This window comes from Acinetobacter sp. M5A5_2a (assembly GCF_053345265.1).
On sequence record NZ_JBKEZV010000006.1, the window covers coordinates 165,876 to 182,321 of the forward strand.

General features: G+C 39.9%; 16 protein-coding genes and 1 pseudogene. 11 read left to right on the plus strand and 6 right to left on the minus strand.

The features are described 5' to 3' along the window. Window positions 1-96 precede the first annotated feature (96 nt). Window positions 97-2,277 (plus strand): PhoX family protein, encoded by a 2,181-nt coding sequence (locus ACLBWE_RS09545; RefSeq protein WP_447602539.1) that lies wholly within the window; start codon window positions 97-99, stop codon window positions 2,275-2,277. A gap of 175 nt (window positions 2,278-2,452) precedes the next feature. Then, window positions 2,453-4,786 carry a PhoX family protein gene (locus ACLBWE_RS09550; RefSeq protein WP_447602541.1) on the plus strand — a complete coding sequence of 778 codons (2,334 nt, stop codon included), beginning with the start codon at window positions 2,453-2,455 and terminating at the stop codon, window positions 4,784-4,786. Between the two features lie 49 nt (window positions 4,787-4,835). Here ACLBWE_RS09550 and ACLBWE_RS09555 read toward each other — a convergent pair whose 3' ends face one another. Continuing rightward, a complete protein-coding gene (locus tag ACLBWE_RS09555) occupies window positions 4,836-5,615 on the minus strand; it encodes an NRDE family protein (protein WP_447602723.1) in 780 nt (259 codons plus the stop codon). A gap of 93 nt (window positions 5,616-5,708) precedes the next feature. Here ACLBWE_RS09555 and lgt point away from each other — a divergent pair, with 93 nt between their 5' ends. From lgt to msrA, 7 genes and pseudogenes are all read left to right on the plus strand, one after another. Then, entirely contained in the window at window positions 5,709-6,527 is an 819-nt protein-coding gene (lgt, locus tag ACLBWE_RS09560; protein ID WP_005036980.1) for a prolipoprotein diacylglyceryl transferase, read from the plus strand. 78 nt (window positions 6,528-6,605) lie between these two features. Beyond that, window positions 6,606-6,965, plus strand: a complete 360-nt coding sequence (locus ACLBWE_RS09565) for a hypothetical protein (RefSeq protein ID WP_009392979.1) — start codon at window positions 6,606-6,608, stop codon at window positions 6,963-6,965. An 11-nt stretch (window positions 6,966-6,976) separates the two neighbouring features. Further along, window positions 6,977-7,346, plus strand: a pseudogene (locus ACLBWE_RS09570) (hypothetical protein); the annotation flags it as partial. A gap of 160 nt (window positions 7,347-7,506) precedes the next feature. Further along, on the plus strand, window positions 7,507-8,349 hold the full coding sequence (gene thyA, locus ACLBWE_RS09575; RefSeq protein WP_348949654.1) for a thymidylate synthase: 843 nt from the start codon (window positions 7,507-7,509) through the stop codon (window positions 8,347-8,349). A 44-nt stretch (window positions 8,350-8,393) separates the two neighbouring features. Next, window positions 8,394-8,903 (plus strand): dihydrofolate reductase, encoded by a 510-nt coding sequence (locus ACLBWE_RS09580; RefSeq protein ID WP_003654807.1) that lies wholly within the window; start codon window positions 8,394-8,396, stop codon window positions 8,901-8,903. A gap of 14 nt (window positions 8,904-8,917) precedes the next feature. Beyond that, entirely contained in the window at window positions 8,918-9,973 is a 1,056-nt protein-coding gene (locus ACLBWE_RS09585; protein ID WP_199990043.1) for a DUF4105 domain-containing protein, read from the plus strand. Between the two features lie 95 nt (window positions 9,974-10,068). Further along, window positions 10,069-10,593: a peptide-methionine (S)-S-oxide reductase MsrA gene (gene msrA, locus ACLBWE_RS09590; RefSeq protein ID WP_003654802.1), complete on the plus strand. Its 525-nt coding sequence runs from the start codon at window positions 10,069-10,071 to the stop codon at window positions 10,591-10,593. A 57-nt stretch (window positions 10,594-10,650) separates the two neighbouring features. Here msrA and ACLBWE_RS09595 read toward each other — a convergent pair whose 3' ends face one another. The 5 genes from ACLBWE_RS09595 to ACLBWE_RS09615 all read right to left on the minus strand — a co-directional run bounded on the left by ACLBWE_RS09595 (window position 10,651) and on the right by ACLBWE_RS09615 (window position 14,481). Further along, the gene (locus ACLBWE_RS09595; protein WP_003654800.1) at window positions 10,651-11,055 is read right to left on the minus strand and encodes an ExbD/TolR family protein; all 405 of its coding nucleotides are present in this window, start codon (window positions 11,053-11,055) and stop codon (window positions 10,651-10,653) included. Continuing rightward, on the minus strand, window positions 11,055-11,675 hold the full coding sequence (locus tag ACLBWE_RS09600) for a MotA/TolQ/ExbB proton channel family protein (protein ID WP_003654797.1): 621 nt from the start codon (window positions 11,673-11,675) through the stop codon (window positions 11,055-11,057). Before ACLBWE_RS09600 ends, ACLBWE_RS09595 begins: the two co-directional genes overlap by 1 nt. A 43-nt stretch (window positions 11,676-11,718) precedes the next feature. Further along, window positions 11,719-12,468 (minus strand): energy transducer TonB, encoded by a 750-nt coding sequence (locus tag ACLBWE_RS09605; RefSeq protein ID WP_447602546.1) that lies wholly within the window; start codon window positions 12,466-12,468, stop codon window positions 11,719-11,721. A gap of 381 nt (window positions 12,469-12,849) precedes the next feature. Next, window positions 12,850-13,713, minus strand: coding sequence for a formyltetrahydrofolate deformylase (gene purU / locus ACLBWE_RS09610; protein ID WP_016139339.1), 864 nt, complete (start codon window positions 13,711-13,713; stop codon window positions 12,850-12,852). A gap of 75 nt (window positions 13,714-13,788) precedes the next feature. Beyond that, window positions 13,789-14,481: a TetR/AcrR family transcriptional regulator gene (locus ACLBWE_RS09615; RefSeq protein ID WP_003654791.1), complete on the minus strand. Its 693-nt coding sequence runs from the start codon at window positions 14,479-14,481 to the stop codon at window positions 13,789-13,791. A 112-nt stretch (window positions 14,482-14,593) separates the two neighbouring features. Between ACLBWE_RS09615 and ACLBWE_RS09620 the strand changes: the two genes are divergently transcribed. Together ACLBWE_RS09620 and rpmB are read left to right on the plus strand one after the other, a co-directional pair. Beyond that, on the plus strand, window positions 14,594-16,042 hold the full coding sequence (locus tag ACLBWE_RS09620) for a coniferyl aldehyde dehydrogenase (RefSeq protein ID WP_017391314.1): 1,449 nt from the start codon (window positions 14,594-14,596) through the stop codon (window positions 16,040-16,042). 167 nt (window positions 16,043-16,209) lie between these two features. Further along, entirely contained in the window at window positions 16,210-16,446 is a 237-nt protein-coding gene (rpmB, locus tag ACLBWE_RS09625) for a 50S ribosomal protein L28 (RefSeq protein ID WP_000048256.1), read from the plus strand.

A 16,446-nucleotide genomic window follows, 5' to 3' on the forward strand; every position in this document is an offset into this window, starting at 1 on the left:
ACTGTCTTCAAAGTGACTTAAAAGTGTAAGAAAAGTGTCATTTCTAGTCCATAGAATCAACTCAACAAATATACTCACAAAAGTTACGGATTTATTATGACAACTGCTTCTAACCACCCAACACGTCGCGATATTTTAAAATGGTTTACGGGGATTCCTTTTCTTCCATTAGGCGCGATGGCTACGGCAGCAACGTTAGCAGGATGTAACGACAGTAATGATGATTCAGATATCACTACTCCGTCAAAACCAATTAACTTTAAAAATGCAACGTTCACTTCAATGCCAGCTCCTTCTGCTGTAGCAGAGATGGCAACGACAGCATGTGCATCAAAGCTTGCGATTTCATGGGAAGATGGCAGTAAAACTGAATACCAACTCGCTTACAAACCATTCTTCTTAACAGGTACAGAAGTTCCTGATGGTAAAGGTGGAAAGATTATCGCGGGTGGTTATTACGATATTAATAATAAGCCAATTATCGATAAATCAGTTGCTGGTAAAGAGCGTCAGTTCTTCTCTGACTGTCCAGACGGTAGTTCTCTGATTAGCTTCAAACAAGCTACAGGCAAAGATTTCACAGATGCAGACAAGAAAGCATTAGGTGTAACGGGTAACCCAGTATTCCATGTAGTCCAGTTTGAATATTTATCGAAGGACCAAAATGGTGGTGATACTTACGGTAAATTATCATCTCCGATTGCTGTTCTTACTTTAGACCAAGACCCGAAAACTGGTCATTTGACTTTAATTAAATATCACAATGTAGATACTTCAAATGCGCATGGTTTATGGATTACTTGTGGTGCAAGCTTGTCACCATGGGGAACTCATTTATCGAGTGAAGAATATGAGCCAGATGCTTTCAACCAAAAGTTAGGTCAATCACTTTCAATACTTAAAGCATTCAGTAAAAATGTGTATGGTGATGAAAATGCGGCTAATCCATATAACTACGGTCATTTACCAGAAATTACTGTAAATGCAGATGGTACGGGTCACGTGACAAAGCACTACTGTTTAGGTCGTATTTCACACGAACTCGTACAAGTTTTTCCAGACAATCGTACAGTCTTGATGGGCGATGACTATACCAACGGCGGCCTCTTCATGTTCGTTGCAGATAAAGAGAAAGACTTATCTGCGGGTACACTCTACGTTGCAAAATATACAACAGTGCTTACAGATACAACGACTGGTCAGATCTCATGGATCAAGCTTGGTCATGCAACAAGTGTAGAGATTGAAAACCTAATCAAGAGCGGTATTAAAGGAACTGATATTTTTGAATCAGTTCTACAAATTGCTAAATATCCAAGCGATGCAACAACAGCAGAGAAAGATGCTATTGATGCAGGTGACAAAGGTAATCCTGAACAACAAGCTTTAGCAAAAGCTGCGAAAGATCGTTTAAAACTTCAACAAGCTGCTCAAAAAGCAGAATTGGAAGCACAAGGTTTCAAATTTACTTATTTGAGCAAAACTGGTGTTTATCTCAAGCTTAAAGATAACAGTGACAAAACTAAACTTGCCGCTGCTTTCCTTGAAACACACCGCTATGCTGCTTACGTCGGTGCTTCAATGGCATTGACTAAGAACGAAGGTACGACTGTAAATATTGCAGATAAACGAGCATATTCGGCTTTAGCTAACATTGTTGATTCAATGGTTGAAGGTGGTAGCGGTTATCTTGCTGAGCACAACGTTAAATTCCCGAAAATCACGGCTGGTGGTATTTTGGAGCATAAGCTTACAGGCGGCCAAAAAGACAGCTTAAATGTCGCAATCAATAGTGAATGGGTGCCTAGCCAATCTAGCCTTCTCATTAAAGGTAAAGATATTAGCTTTGACAGTTTAGGTAATACTGCTGACCCAGAGCAGATTGCTAGCCCTGATAACTTGAAGTTCTCTGAAAAGCTACGTACGTTATTTATTGGTGAAGACTCTGGTAACCATTTGAATAACTTCTTATGGGCTTACAATGTCGACACTAAACAGCTCATCCGTATCTTGTCTACACCAGCAGGTGCCGAATCGACTGGTCTACATGCGGTCGATGAAGTGAACGGTTGGACTTACATCATGAGTAACTTCCAACATCCTGGTGATGAATGGAACCGTTTCTACAAAGAAACTAACGGTGTTCGTACTGGTATCAGTGCAGATTTACTTGCGCAAATTGATACAGCAATTAATACAAACTACAGCAACAAATTTGCAGCAGCAGTTGGCTATATCACTGCCGACCCAATTGCTCCATCTGTTGTGAAGAAATAATTTCTTTCACCAGAATAAAAGAAACCTGCTTTGTGCAGGTTTCTTTTATTTTTGACTAAACGATCAAATATTTCACTAAGTTATCATCAAAACGTCAAAGCCACGTCATATTCACAACCTAAGCTAATGGAGACTTTTAGAACAATCTCTTTATTTACTTACTTAGGAATTTCCCATGACAGAGCTGACGCCATATCATGAAGACCAAGAATTGGATAATAATACTTCTGACAATATCCACTTTCGTGACATTTTAGAACAACATGTAAGTCGCCGTAGTTTAATTACTAAAGCAGCAAGCGGTGCCGTAGCTCTGACTTTAGCCTCTACTTTAACAGGCTGTAATGATAGTAATGATGACTCAGGTTCTAATAACGGTGGAATCCCGCCTGTAGACCCAAATAAAAGACCAGAAAAATTAACATTCACAGCTGTTGCGAAAAACCACAACGATATCGTGACTGTACCTGAAGGCTATGAAGCCAATGTCATTTACGCTTTAGGTGATTCAATCAACCCTGCGTTTGGGGACTGGGATGATAATAATATTCCATCAGGTCCAAGCTTCCAGTTCCGTTCTGGTGACTGCCATGACGGCATGCATTTCTTTGGTTTAAATACATCGACAAGCCGCTTTGATGAAAGTGTTTCAGCTGAAGGTTTGTTAGTGATGAATCACGAATATATTAATCAGACCTTCCTTCACTCTAAAGGCCCAACAAAAGTTGATGGATGTCGCCCTGAAGATGAAGTGATTCGTGAAACCAATGCACACGGCGTATCTGTCGTTCATATCAAAAAAGATGCAGCAACTCAAAAAGTAGAAATTGTTAAAAAATCAATTTTTAACCGACGTATTACAGCATCAACAGAGATGGTTTTTGCGGGTGCAGCAGCTGGTTCTAGCCTACTTGCAACTCGTTTCTCGCCTGCTGGCCGTCAAACTCGAGGCACACATAATAACTGCGGTAACGGTTATACGCCTTGGGGCACATACTTAACTACCGAAGAAAACTTTATTGGTTATTTCCAACGTTCAGGTAGCGATGAATATGCACGTACAGATGCAGAAAAAATTGCATTAAAACGTTACGGTTTAGGCGTTAAAAAAGATGAACTCTATCTTTATGAGAAAGATGAAAAAGGTGCGCCTAAAAAAGATAAAGATGGCAAGGTTATTTATTTAAAAGATAAAAATGGTGAGTTAATCCCTAACGTTGATGAACAAGGGCGACAAATTTATTTAGGCACAAGTTCGCGTTATGGCTGGGAAACGGCAATTGGTCAAGTTGAATCACAAGACTTATATGACCGTTGGAATGCTGATGTAAAAGCTGCACAGCCGACACAAGACTACCGCAATGGACCTAATACATTCGGCTGGATGGTCGAGATTGACCCGTTTGATGTTCGCCAAAATCCAGTTAAACGTACATCATTAGGTCGCTTTGCACATGAAGATAGTGCTTGCCGTGCCGTTGTAGGTCAACCATTAGCGTTTTATATGGGTGATGATTCTCGCGGAGAATACATCTATAAATTTGTCTCTACCGCTGTATGGGATGCCAAAGATGTAAACGGCGGCTATACGGTCGGTGACAAATATATGAACGCGGGTAAATTGTATGTTGCCAAATTTAATAACGATGGTTCAGGTCAATGGATTGAACTTGCCTATGGCAAAAATGGCTTAAATGAAAGCAACACCACTTACCCATTCAAATCTCAAGCAGATGTTGTAACATTTGCGCGTTTGGCTGGCGACGCTGTCGGTGCTACAAAAATGGACCGCCCAGAATGGTGTACGGTTAACCCAGTGAATGGCGAAATCTATGTCACCCTAACCAACAACTCAAATCGTGGTAAAGACTACCCAACAGATGCAGCCAACCCACGTAACTACACAGATTTATATAACGGCACCAAAGAGCAAAAAGGTAACGTTAACGGTCATATTATCCGTTTTAAAGAAACCGATGATAAAACAACTGCAGAAACCTTCAAATGGGATATCTACCTATTTGGTGCAGAAGCATCTATGGCTTCAAACATTAACCTATCGGGTCTGACAGACAACAATGATTTGTCATCGCCAGATGGTATGTGGTTTGACCCACGTGGTGTGCTTTGGATTCAAACAGATGATGGTGCTTACACCGATGTTACGAACTGTATGATGCTTGCTGCGTTACCGGGCCAAATTGGTGATGGCGCTACTGCAACCACTTCAAATGGCCAACAAACGCTAGTCGGCGCTAAAGTTACAGACTCAACATTACGCCGTTTCTTAGTTGGACCAAAACAGTGTGAAATTACAGGCATTGCCATGACACCTGACCACAAAGCTATTTTTATTAATGTTCAACATCCCGGTGAAGATTCTAAGAGTTATGCCACACCAGACAGTAACTGGCCTGCAACTCAAAAAGATCCAAGCAATAAAACTGCACGTCCACGTTCAGCAACTGTTGTGATTACCCGTAAAGATGGCGGTGTGATCGCAGGCTAATTCATTTATGCTTATAAAAATGCCGGTCAATTGATCGGCATTTTTATTGCTATCGATTTAAAAGAATCTGCTGCTGCACAATTTGACCGCTGTGCTCACCTTGTTGGGTCTTTTCAAACCAAAGCCATTCATTATTGGTCATTCTTAGAAAGTTCGAACAGCGTGTTCCATACACGGGACTTTGAATAAAGGTGGATGATAATAACTCCTCCATTTCTGGCTGAATGCCAGTGTTCGGCAATAATGCCGTTGTGACCTTACGCTCATCTTCCAGAATATCCCACGCTGCATGTTGCAATGTTAATTCTTCTGTCTCGCCTTGAAGCATAGGCAAAAACTCTTGCGTAAACCGTGTTCGTAAATGTCTGGTTTTTTCCCAATGATCAGACATCAAGCCATTCGAAACCACATACACACCGTTAGCCAATACTTGCGGAGCTTCACCGCGGTTACTCATATAGACAGCCTGATCAGCATTGCCCATAAACAAGTTAAAGCCAGCAAAATTTTGTTGTTGCTGTTCTAATTGTTGTGCAAAACGAATCGGTAATAAATCAGATTCTAAAAAAGCCTGAACTAAATGCCCCCGAGAAGTTTCATAAGTTTTTTGGTCTCGCCCATCACGGAAGTTGGTTAAAACAGCCCACCGGCCTTGAGGCGTAACCCCCATCCAAGTACCACCGGACTGTAAGTCCTGCCCTGCAACAATTGGCGTATGTTCCCACTGATGCAACAATGCAGTTGGTCGATGATAAAACTCATCTCGATTTGACATAAGACACAAGGGCAGATCATCCAGAACATGCCATGCTAAAGCCACAATACACATTAATTCTTGTTCCCTATCTTTACACATTGAATGTACAACATTTTTCACATCATTCCGCTACAATCTGTCAAAACGTAAGATCAAGGAGCAGCAATGCTGACCTATCCTAATATCGATCCGGTCGCAATACACTTAGGACCTCTTCAAGTCCATTGGTATGGACTCATGTATTTATTAGCATTTTTATGTGCTTGGGGGCTTGCTTCCTACCGTGCCAAACAGCGTGATGGCTGGACATCGGACATGGTTTCCGATCTGGTATTTTACGGTGCTCTAGGTGTCGTTCTGGGCGGTCGTGTCGGCTATGTACTTTTCTATGAGTTTGATAAATTCCTCGAAAACCCAATCTGGCTATTTCAAGTCTGGACAGGCGGTATGAGCTTCCATGGCGGCTTTTTAGGCGTCATGATTGCAATGTTATTTTGGTGTAAAAAATACCAAAAAACATGGTTCCAAACCCTCGACTTTATTGCTCCTTGTGTACCGACTGGCTTAATGTTCGGACGCATTGGTAACTTTATTGGTGGAGAGTTATATGGTCGTGCGGTAACTGACCCAAATTATCCATTTGGTATGATTTTCCCGACAGATCCGTTACACCTAGTTCGCCATCCATCACAAATCTATCAAGCGCTTTGCGAAGGTTTAATTCTATTTATTATCTTGTGGTGGTTTAGTTCAAAACCGCGTCCTCGTATGGCCGTTTCTGCCCTATTCTTAATGGGATATGGCGTTGCCCGCTTTGTGATGGAATTCTTCCGTCAGCCAGATGCCGACCAAGGCTTTATTCTATTAGGCTGGATGACAAAAGGACAGATTCTAACAATTCCAATGTTGCTAATTGGCCTTTGGATGATGTGGTATGCCTATCAAAAGAAAATTTACGACTGGGGTCCACAAAAGAATAGTTAATATCTAAATTAGAGGAGTTTCGGCTCCTCTTTTCTTTTTTATGCTACAGTTTTTACTCTCCCAAGATGAAGATATACCATGCTGGAATTCTGGTTTAATACGCAAGTCCCAACATTTAAAAAACTAGTGATTTTAATTATTACGCTGCTTATTTGTATTGCGCTATATCAATACCAACCACTGCCTTTAGATACGATTCTGATGTTTACTGGAACTGGGGTAATTTTTTTAATCTGTCGTTACTTTAAATTGCATTTCGCTCAAAGCAACCCAACTGGTTTACTTTACCGTCTATTTACTTGGATCCCTATTGCCCTTTTGTTTGCCCTTATTTTTGTTAAAGCGATGCCGAACTTGCTGATCTGGGGTGTGCAAGGAATTGCTTTTATGGCACTTGCTGCTTTTATTTTTTCACCGCAATCACTTTTTAAAAAATAGGTTTAGTTTTCATGTTGGCTTATTGGTACAACGCTCCACGCCATATCAAACTCATCTTCATTGTTGCCGTTTGTGTGGCAGTTTACGTCGCTAATCAAATTCAGCCCTTGTCTCCTATTCATACTGTACTCAGCCTTATTTTCGGTTTTGGTTTACATGTTGGACATTACTTAAATAGCAAAATTTCAAATAACACATCATATAAATCGAGCTTTAGAATTTTAAGCAGCATCTATCCTATTTTTATCGTTGTTATTTTGATGTATCTACTTCCTGCTCAGGACAAATGGATTCTTGTGATACAAGCTTTAGGCTTTGTACTGGTTGGCTTTTTTCTTGTTTCGATTTATCAAAATCGTGCCAAGCGATTTGACTAATTACATTCATTGAAATGCTATAGAACCATTTTTAGATTTTCATCTTGAGCTACAACGGGTATCATCTTCAGTGGTTCATGATGAAGCAGCTCTATTGCGTAATTATTTATCGTTGAGCTATCTCCCCCTTTATTTTATGGAATTAATCCGAACTCGAGAGTGTTATGCGTGCATATTTAGACCTTCTACAACATATCCTTGATAATGGCGGTGACAAAGGCGACCGTACAGGCACAGGAACCCGTTCTGTATTTGGTCATCAAATGCGTTTTGATCTCTCTAAAGGTTTTCCTTTACTCACCACAAAAAAAGTTCACTTCCGTTCTATTGTGATTGAGTTACTTTGGTTTTTAAAAGGCGACACCAACGTCCAATATCTAAAAGACAATAAAGTATCGATTTGGGATGAATGGGCTACAGCAGAACAAACTGCCCGTTTTGGCCGCCCAGAACATGAACTTGGACCGGTATATGGTCATCAATGGCGTAATTTCGGCTCAACCAAAAATGCCGATGGTACTTATAACCAAGATGGTTTTGACCAAATTAAATGGTTAATTAATGAAATCAAAACCAATCCGAATTCACGCCGTTTAATTATTTCCGGCTGGAATCCAAACGAAGCTGGACAAGTAGCCTTACCACCTTGCCACACGCTTTTTCAATTTTTCGTACAAGATAACAAGCTGTCATGCCAACTTTATCAACGTAGTGCAGACGTGTTTTTAGGCGTACCTTTTAACATCGCCAGTTATGCTCTACTCACTCATATGATTGCTCAAGTATGCGGTTTAGGAGTCGGTGATTTTGTATGGACTGGTGGTGATACACATCTTTATGTCAATCATTTTGAGCAAGCACAACTTCAATTGACACGTGAACCTTTACCCCTATGCCAATTGAAACTGAATCCAGAAGTAAAAGACTTATTTGATTTCAAATTTGAAGATGTTGAAATTGTAGGTTATGAGTCGCATCCTGCAATTAAAGCACCAGTTGCAGTATAACGACGACTCAAATTTCATTAGGTTACGGTTTAGAGAATAAGATTATGGCATGGCAAAATGTAGAAGTTGTTCACGTTGTAGCAATGGACAAAAACCACTGTATTGGTAAAGGCAATGCGTTGCCATGGCATATTTCTGCCGACTTAAAACACTTTAAAGAAATAACACAAGGTGGCGTGGTCGTGATGGGGCGTAAAACCCTTGAGTCTATGGGCCGCGCTCTACCAAACCGTGTGAACTGGGTCATTACCCGTGACATTAACTGGCAATTTGACGGTGTCAAAGTTGCTTATTCAATTGAAGATGCTTTAAACGCAGCATTAGAAGATGTAAAAAATACTGAAAAGCAGGCACTGTTCATTATTGGTGGCGGTGAGATATTCAAGCAGACTTTGTCGATTGCAGACCGTCTTGAACTCACTCATGTTGACTTAGATGTGCAAGGTGATGCACATTATCCAACAATACCGAGTGAATTTCATAAAACTGCGAGTGAACAGCAAGTTGATGAAAAATCAGGAACTTCATTCGAGTTTGCTACTTATAAAAAATAATTCTATGGATGCCTATGCACAATATCGGAACACGTGAATTTATTACTGCCCTACTTTTGGGGCTTTTGCATAGTCTATTCACGCTGTTTATTGTGTTCTCTAGCATTTGGGTATGTGTAGCGCTCTGGGTTCAACAACCTTTTGGCTGGTTAGGCAGCCGCATACTCATTGGCATCTGGATTGCTTTTGCACTCAGTATGGCTGGCTTATATGTGGAAGGCCATATTATTAGCCGCCGTACAGACATCCTGATTTATCTTTTGGCATTTGCCTGCTCTCTCGTTTGGTATTTTTCGATTACTGCACGCCAAGACCGCGACTGGAACCCTGAAGTTGCCAATATGCTGAGCTACGAAAAGCATGGCGATGTGATTACCCTGCATAATGTTCGTAACTTCAACTGGCATCCCGATGGAACCTATGATGTTCGGTGGGAAACTCGAACTTTTGATCTTAACCAGTTGAATGGCATAAACATCATTGCCTCTTACTGGATGGGACCACAAATTGCCCATACATTGGTCAGCTTTGAATTTAAGAATCAACAACCCTTAGTATTTTCAATCGAGATTCGCAAAGAAAAAACTGAAGAGTTTTCGGCAATCGGTGGTTTTTTTAGAAAATATGAACTTAGCTTAATTGCTTCTGATGAAAAAGATATTGTGTACACACGCAGTAACATCCGCAAAGAGCAAGTTTATAATTTCCCTATCAACATGCCACGTCGCGAGCAAAAGGCTTTATTTTTAGAATATCTAAAGAAATCCGATGAACTTCGTGCAGAACCAAAGTGGTACAACACTCTCACCAGTAACTGCACCACATTAATTTTTGATATGGTTCAAGCGATTAATCCCTATCAACTTCCTAAAGATTACCGCCTAATCGCTTCAGGTTACTTACCTAATTATTTATATGATCTTAAAGCACTTAATCAAACTATCAGTTTAAAACAGTGGTATCAAATTGCACACATCAACCCACGTACTGAAAATTTTGAACAGCTTTCAGATCAGAGTAGCGAACATTTCTCTCAAATCGTTCGACAAGGTTTACCAAAACCGAAATAAGTAATGCACTTTTCTTTACTTTTTTATACATGCTTTACTTTGTATTTTAAATACATAACCCCTATTGTAATAGGCAGGAAATAGAGGAAAAAACAATGCAACAGGCCTTATTTGGCGGCGGCTGCTTTTGGTGCGTCGAAGCCGTTTTTTTACAAATTCGTGGTGTAGAAAAAGTAACTAGTGGTTATGCGGGTGGGCATACAACTCATCCAACTTATGAGCAAGTCTGCCAAGGAGATACTCAGCATGCTGAGGTGATCTTGGTTGATTTTGATGAAGAGCAAGTAACATACTCCCAGTTACTCGATGTATTCTTCGCGACTCATGATCCAACGACTTTAAATCGCCAAGGTAATGATATCGGCACGCAATATCGCTCTGTTATTTACTATTATAATGAAGAGCAAAAGCAGGCAGCAGAACATACGATTCAAACTCTAAAAGATGATGATCTTGATATTGTGACTGAGTTGTCTCCTGTCCCGACGTTCTATCCAGCCGAAGAATATCACCAGAACTACTATGCAAAGAATCCTTCACAAGGTTATTGCAACTTTGCGATTCCACCTAAGTTGCTCAAGCTATATAGTAAATTCCAGCATCTTATGAAAGATCAATAAATTAGAGCAATAAAAAAGCAACCGATTTGGTTGCTTTTTTATTAGGTAAACTAAATTTTAGTTTTCACTGACAAAGGCAATATCGCTCAGTCCGGCTTCACTTGCGCGAGACATTACCTGTGCAACAGTATCGTACTTCGACTCTTTATCAGCACGAAGCTGAACTGTTGGTTTAACATCACCTTGACCCGCTTCTTGGAAACGTTTTTGAAGCTCATCAAGGCTAATTACTTGAGTATCCCAAGCCACTTCACCATTTGCATTAATACTAATCGTAATTGCTTTTGGTGGTGGATCAATAATTTCAGCAGTTGTTTTAGGAAGCGTTAATGGAATCGATGGGTTGGCAACTGTTGCTGTGACCAAAAAGATGATCATTAACACCAACATAATGTCGATTAGCGGAATGAGGTTCATCTCATTTATGCCACTATCGTGGTCTTCACCCAATTGAAAAGCCATTAAGCTTGACCTCCAACATAACTTTGCTGTGCAGTTTTAACATCAGACTTTACAGTTGAATCTTGCTGCAACATCGTGTCAATTAATAAGCTGTGCGCTTGATCTTGTAAGTCATGAGCAAGACCACGGTTAGCACGTACACAGATGTTATAAGCCAATACCGCAGGAATCGCAACTGCAAGACCAAGGCCCGTCATAATAAGCGCTTCACCTACTGGTGTAGCCACTTGAGCCAAACCTGCTTGTCCACTTTTACCTACTGCAACAAGTGCATGGAAAATACCCCATACCGTACCAAACAAACCAACGAATGGTGCAATTGAAGCAATTGTTCCTAAAACAGAAATACCTTTCTCAGCATTGACTTTTTCAGCAGAAATTTGACGAAGTAGAGCCTGCTCTGCAACCGCTTTACGCTGCTCAAAACTTAATGGTTGTAACTTTGCTTTTAGCGAAGTAATAGCCTGAGAAAGTTGAGTATAAGCTTGTTGCTTTAATTGGCGAGTCCCCATCAAACGTAAGATGAAAACTGTCCAAGTAGCAATCGACATTGCCAATAAGATGAAATACAGGGTTTTACTCACTGCATCTGCATGTTGCCAATAGATTGAAAAGTTCATATTGAACTCCTGATTAAGGTTAGCCGTTGGGACTCAAATTCATTTAAGGGGTTAAATCAAAAGGTTGCTCTGCTTTAATTGGGTAAGCAACCCCGTTTTCCATATAAGGTTTAAATTTCGCACCGCGAACAGCACGGACAACTTTGTCATCTAGACTTGAAATACCACTACTTCTGGTCACTCGCACATTAATAATCTTGCCTTTTTCATCGGCTTCAATCAGTACCATGATAGAGCGTGCTTCGCCTTGTAAATCTTTTGAAGAAACTGTTAATCGTGGTGAACGACTCCACTGTACACCCGAACCACCAATCGAAACTCGTTTTGGTGATGGATCTGGAGCGGGTTGAGCTTTAAGCGCTTCTTGTACCACTGGCTTTGGTTTTTCAACGACTTTTTCAGAAACAGTCGTTGTCACCACTTTGGTTTCAACTTTAGGTTCTGTCTTTACTGTTTGTTTTGGTGTTTCAGCCTTTTTCACCTGTTGAATCTTTTCCACTTTTTTCGGTGGTGTCACAGGTTTTTCAACAACTTTAACTTCTTTTACCTCTTTTTTAGGTTCCGGTTTTTTTGGCGGTTCCTTTGGTTTAGGAGGTAGTGGTTTTGGCTGATCTTGAATTTTTACGAAACGTACCTGTAAAGGTTTTTTATCGATTGGCTTTAATTCAGCAGGCTTAATATGGCTAACTGCCCATAAGACCCCGATATGACCAATTGCAACTGCAATTAGTGCTGTGATGACTTTCTTTTTCATCAGATTGGGAGCGTTTAAGGCTGCGGAAGATTGACTCATAAGAATCTAATTACCTAATGGATGATGATTTCAGATTTCTATTTATAGAAACGATTTCAAACATCGGATAGAACAATAAAGTGCCACAATAATAAATGAGAAGTGTTTTCATTTGCAACTATTTTTTGAGAAAAACATTTACTCTGTGTCATAGCTTTGTGCCTGCTGAGTATCTTTGCTTTAGTTTTCTCATAGTTACATCAATAGATACCTCCTGTTCACAATTTGTTTAGTCAAACTTAAAATAGTTTAGCTATTTGCACCACGAACAGATCTAATCCTACAATAAACCTACTTATTGTTGATATGTTATATCATTTCAAATTAATTTTAAATATAAAAAAACACGCAAGAAGCGTGCTTTTTTATAATAAGCATTATTTAAAAAACAACAGTCTTATTACCATCAACAATAATACGATCTTCTAAATGCCACTTCACTGCACGAGCCAATACATTACGCTCTACATCTTCACCTAACTCACGTAATTGCTCAACATTATAATTATGGCTCACACGTTCAACGTCTTGTTCAATAATTGGGCCTTGATCAAGGTCAGCAGTCACATAGTGAGCTGTCGCACCAATCAACTTCACACCTTTTTCATAAGCTTGCTTATACGGGTTAGCGCCCACAAAAGCTGGCAAGAAAGAATGGTGAATATTGATGATTTTCATTTCCCATTTCGCAACAAAATCTTCGCTTAAAATCTGCATGTAACGTGCAAGAACTAATAAATCATTGCCTTGCATCATTTCATCAATTTGCGCATAAGCTTCAGCTTTATTGTCTTTAGTGACTTTAATTACAGAAAATGGAATACCGAAGTTTTCGACAGATTCACGTAAATCTTCATGATTTGAAATGACATGAGTAATTTCACAAGGTAACGAACCGCGTGCATGACGCCATAACAACTCAAGCAATGCATGGTCAACTTTAGAAACTAAAATACCAACTTTTTTAACATCGCCTACGAAAGCAAGACGCCATTGCATGCTATAACGCTCCGCAACGTTCGCAGCAAAAGTCTGAATTAAAGCATCTTTACGCGACTGTAAATGATCAAGTTCAAATTCAACACGCATGAAATAACGTCCGCCCTGAGCTTCCGTCGCATACTGATCAAGCGCGGTAATGTTTGCACCTTGATGATACAAAAAGCTCGATACCGCTTGTACGATCCCTGGCTTGTCTTCACAAGTAATCAGTAAACGGGCTGTATTGGCAGTGGTCATATTCATTTGGTTAATATCACTTAATTGAGATAAATTTTTTAATAGGCCGAGTATTCTAGCGCCCTAAATAAACAAGCACAACTATTCGTCTTTTAAGGACGATAAGCTAGCAAATAGATCTGAAGGGCCAAGAGATTCAAGCAACTGCTCATAAGTTGCTCGGCTTTCACCCATAAGATAAGGCCCTTCAAGGAAAACCATTTGGCGTAATGCTTGCCAAACCCATTTTTCTTCTAAATGGTTATTGTCACTAATATGACCAGACATATATAAAAAGTTTGTCCAGTTTGTTAATACAATCCAGAGGTTAATAATGAGTGCTTCAATTTCCGATGCCGTCATTTTCATAAGACCTGCATCTACAAAGGCTTGATAAATCCTTTGCCCCTGTTGCATGACTTGCCCTGCAAAACGTGGATAAATCTTTTTAAAGTCTTCGTTACTTTCAACTAAATGATAAACATCGCGATGAATAAAACGGTAACTCCATAACTGGCCACTTAGCACTTGAAAATAGTTGATTTTATCATTAGTCGTTAATGGTCTATCGTCAGGTAAAGAAAGTACTTCCAAAGTCTCGGCCTGATATTGATACATTAATTCCTTAATGATTTCATGCTTATTCCGGAAATGATAATACAAGTTTCCGGGACTGATACCTAACTCCGCAGCAATATGATTGGTTGTAACCGACCGTTCACCTCGCTCGTTAAAAAGCTGCAAACTGATTTGTAAAATCCGGTCTTTTGTCTTCAGAGCTTTAGGTTGAGACATTTTAATAACCTTTAATAATTCAAATGGTTAAGACTTGAACACATAAACTGACTTGACTATTTAGAGTATTTACTCTAAAAAATAAACATATCAATGTATTTGGTAAGTACCGATGAACAGTCAAACAAAAACAAATCCAGAGACTCAGCTTCCTTATGATGTTAAGCATTTACATGACTTGCTTGAACATCAAAAGCTTGCTTATTTACGTCATCCGGTACCCACTGCTAAAGAGCGTATTGATCGTTTAGCTCGTCTTAAAAGAGTCTTGGTAAAATATCAAGATCAGATTGCCGACGCAATTAACCTTGATTATGGCAATCGTGCAGTTATGGAAACAAAAATTGGTGAGTTACTCACCAGTTTGGAACAAATCAAATATTACAGCAAACATCTGACAGCGTGGATGAAACCTTCAAAACGCCATATCAGTGTATTACATCAACCAGCAAAAGGTTGGGTACAATATCAACCTATGGGTGTAATTGGTATTATTACACCATGGAACTACCCATTGCTGCTTTCAGTTGGACCATTAATCTGTGCGTTGGCAGCGGGCAACCATGCCATGATCAAGATTTCTAGCGCCTCTCCAAATTTTGGGCGAGTCCTTGAAAGTGTATTAGCAGAAGCCTTTCCACAAGAATTAGTTGCTGTGGTGAATGGTGGTGGCGTTATTTCAGATGCTTTTAGTCATTTGCCTTTTGACAAAATGATTTTCACAGGCTCAACTTCTGTTGGTAAAACAGTGATGGCAGCCGCAGCTCAAAACCTAGTTCCAGTGATTCTTGAGTTAGGCGGAAAATCTCCTGCACTTGTACATGCATCTATGGATATGAAAGATGTGGCTCAACGTATTGCTGTAGGTAAATTATGGAATGCAGGACAAACTTGTGTTGCACCTGACCATATTTTCTTGCCACGTGGAAAAACTGCTGAGTTCATAGAAAACTTTAAATTGATTGTGGCTGGTATGTATCCACACTTCCGCAATAATCAAGATTACACATCTATTATTAATGACAAGCAATACAACCGTATTCAGGGCTACCTTGAAAATGCCCGCGATCAAGGTGCTCGTATTGTTGAAATTAATCCACAAAATGAAATTTTAGATGATGTCCGTAAAATTGCACCGACTTTAGTTACAGGCGTAACGACTGCAATGGACATTATGCAAAATGAAATTTTTGGTCCCGTTCTACCAATTTTAGAATATGACCAAATAGAAGAAGTCATCGAATTTATTAATAGTCGTCCACGTCCTTTAGCCATGTATTATTTCGACTATGATCAGGCGCGTGCTGATTATGTTGCACAGCACACCCACTCAGGACATTTCGGAATCAACATGGTCATTACCCATGTGGCTCAGGATGATTTACCCTTTGGAGGGATTGGGGCATCAGGTATGGGTAAATATCACGGACCAGAGGGCTTTTTTAGCCTTTCTCATGAACGTTCGGTGATGTCAAATCCAAAACTTTATAGTCTTAAATACATTCTTCCACCCTTCAATAAGCCCATTCATCGTTTCATTTCGAAAACCTTGTTGCGCTAACTGATCAAGGCATGATCTGTTATACTAAATCATGCCTCGTTTTTACCAATTCCGCTTGTCTTTTAATCGTATTTTTGGTATAAAACGCCCCTTGAATGAATTCATCCGTTTACATTTAGTATGACTGGCCACAGATTTGCTGTTGGCTGAATCAATGGAGTTACACCATGTCTAAGGTTTGCCAAGTTACCGGCAAGCGTCCAGTCGTTGGTAACAACGTCTCACACGCCAACAACAAAACCAAGCGCCGGTTCGAGCCGAACCTGCACCACCACCGTTTCTGGTTAGAAAGCGAAAAACGTTTTGTACGTCTTCGTTTAACCACTAAAGGTATGCGTATTATTGACAAATTGGGTATCGAAAAGGTTGTTGCAGACCTTCGTGCTCAAGGTCAAAAGATCTAA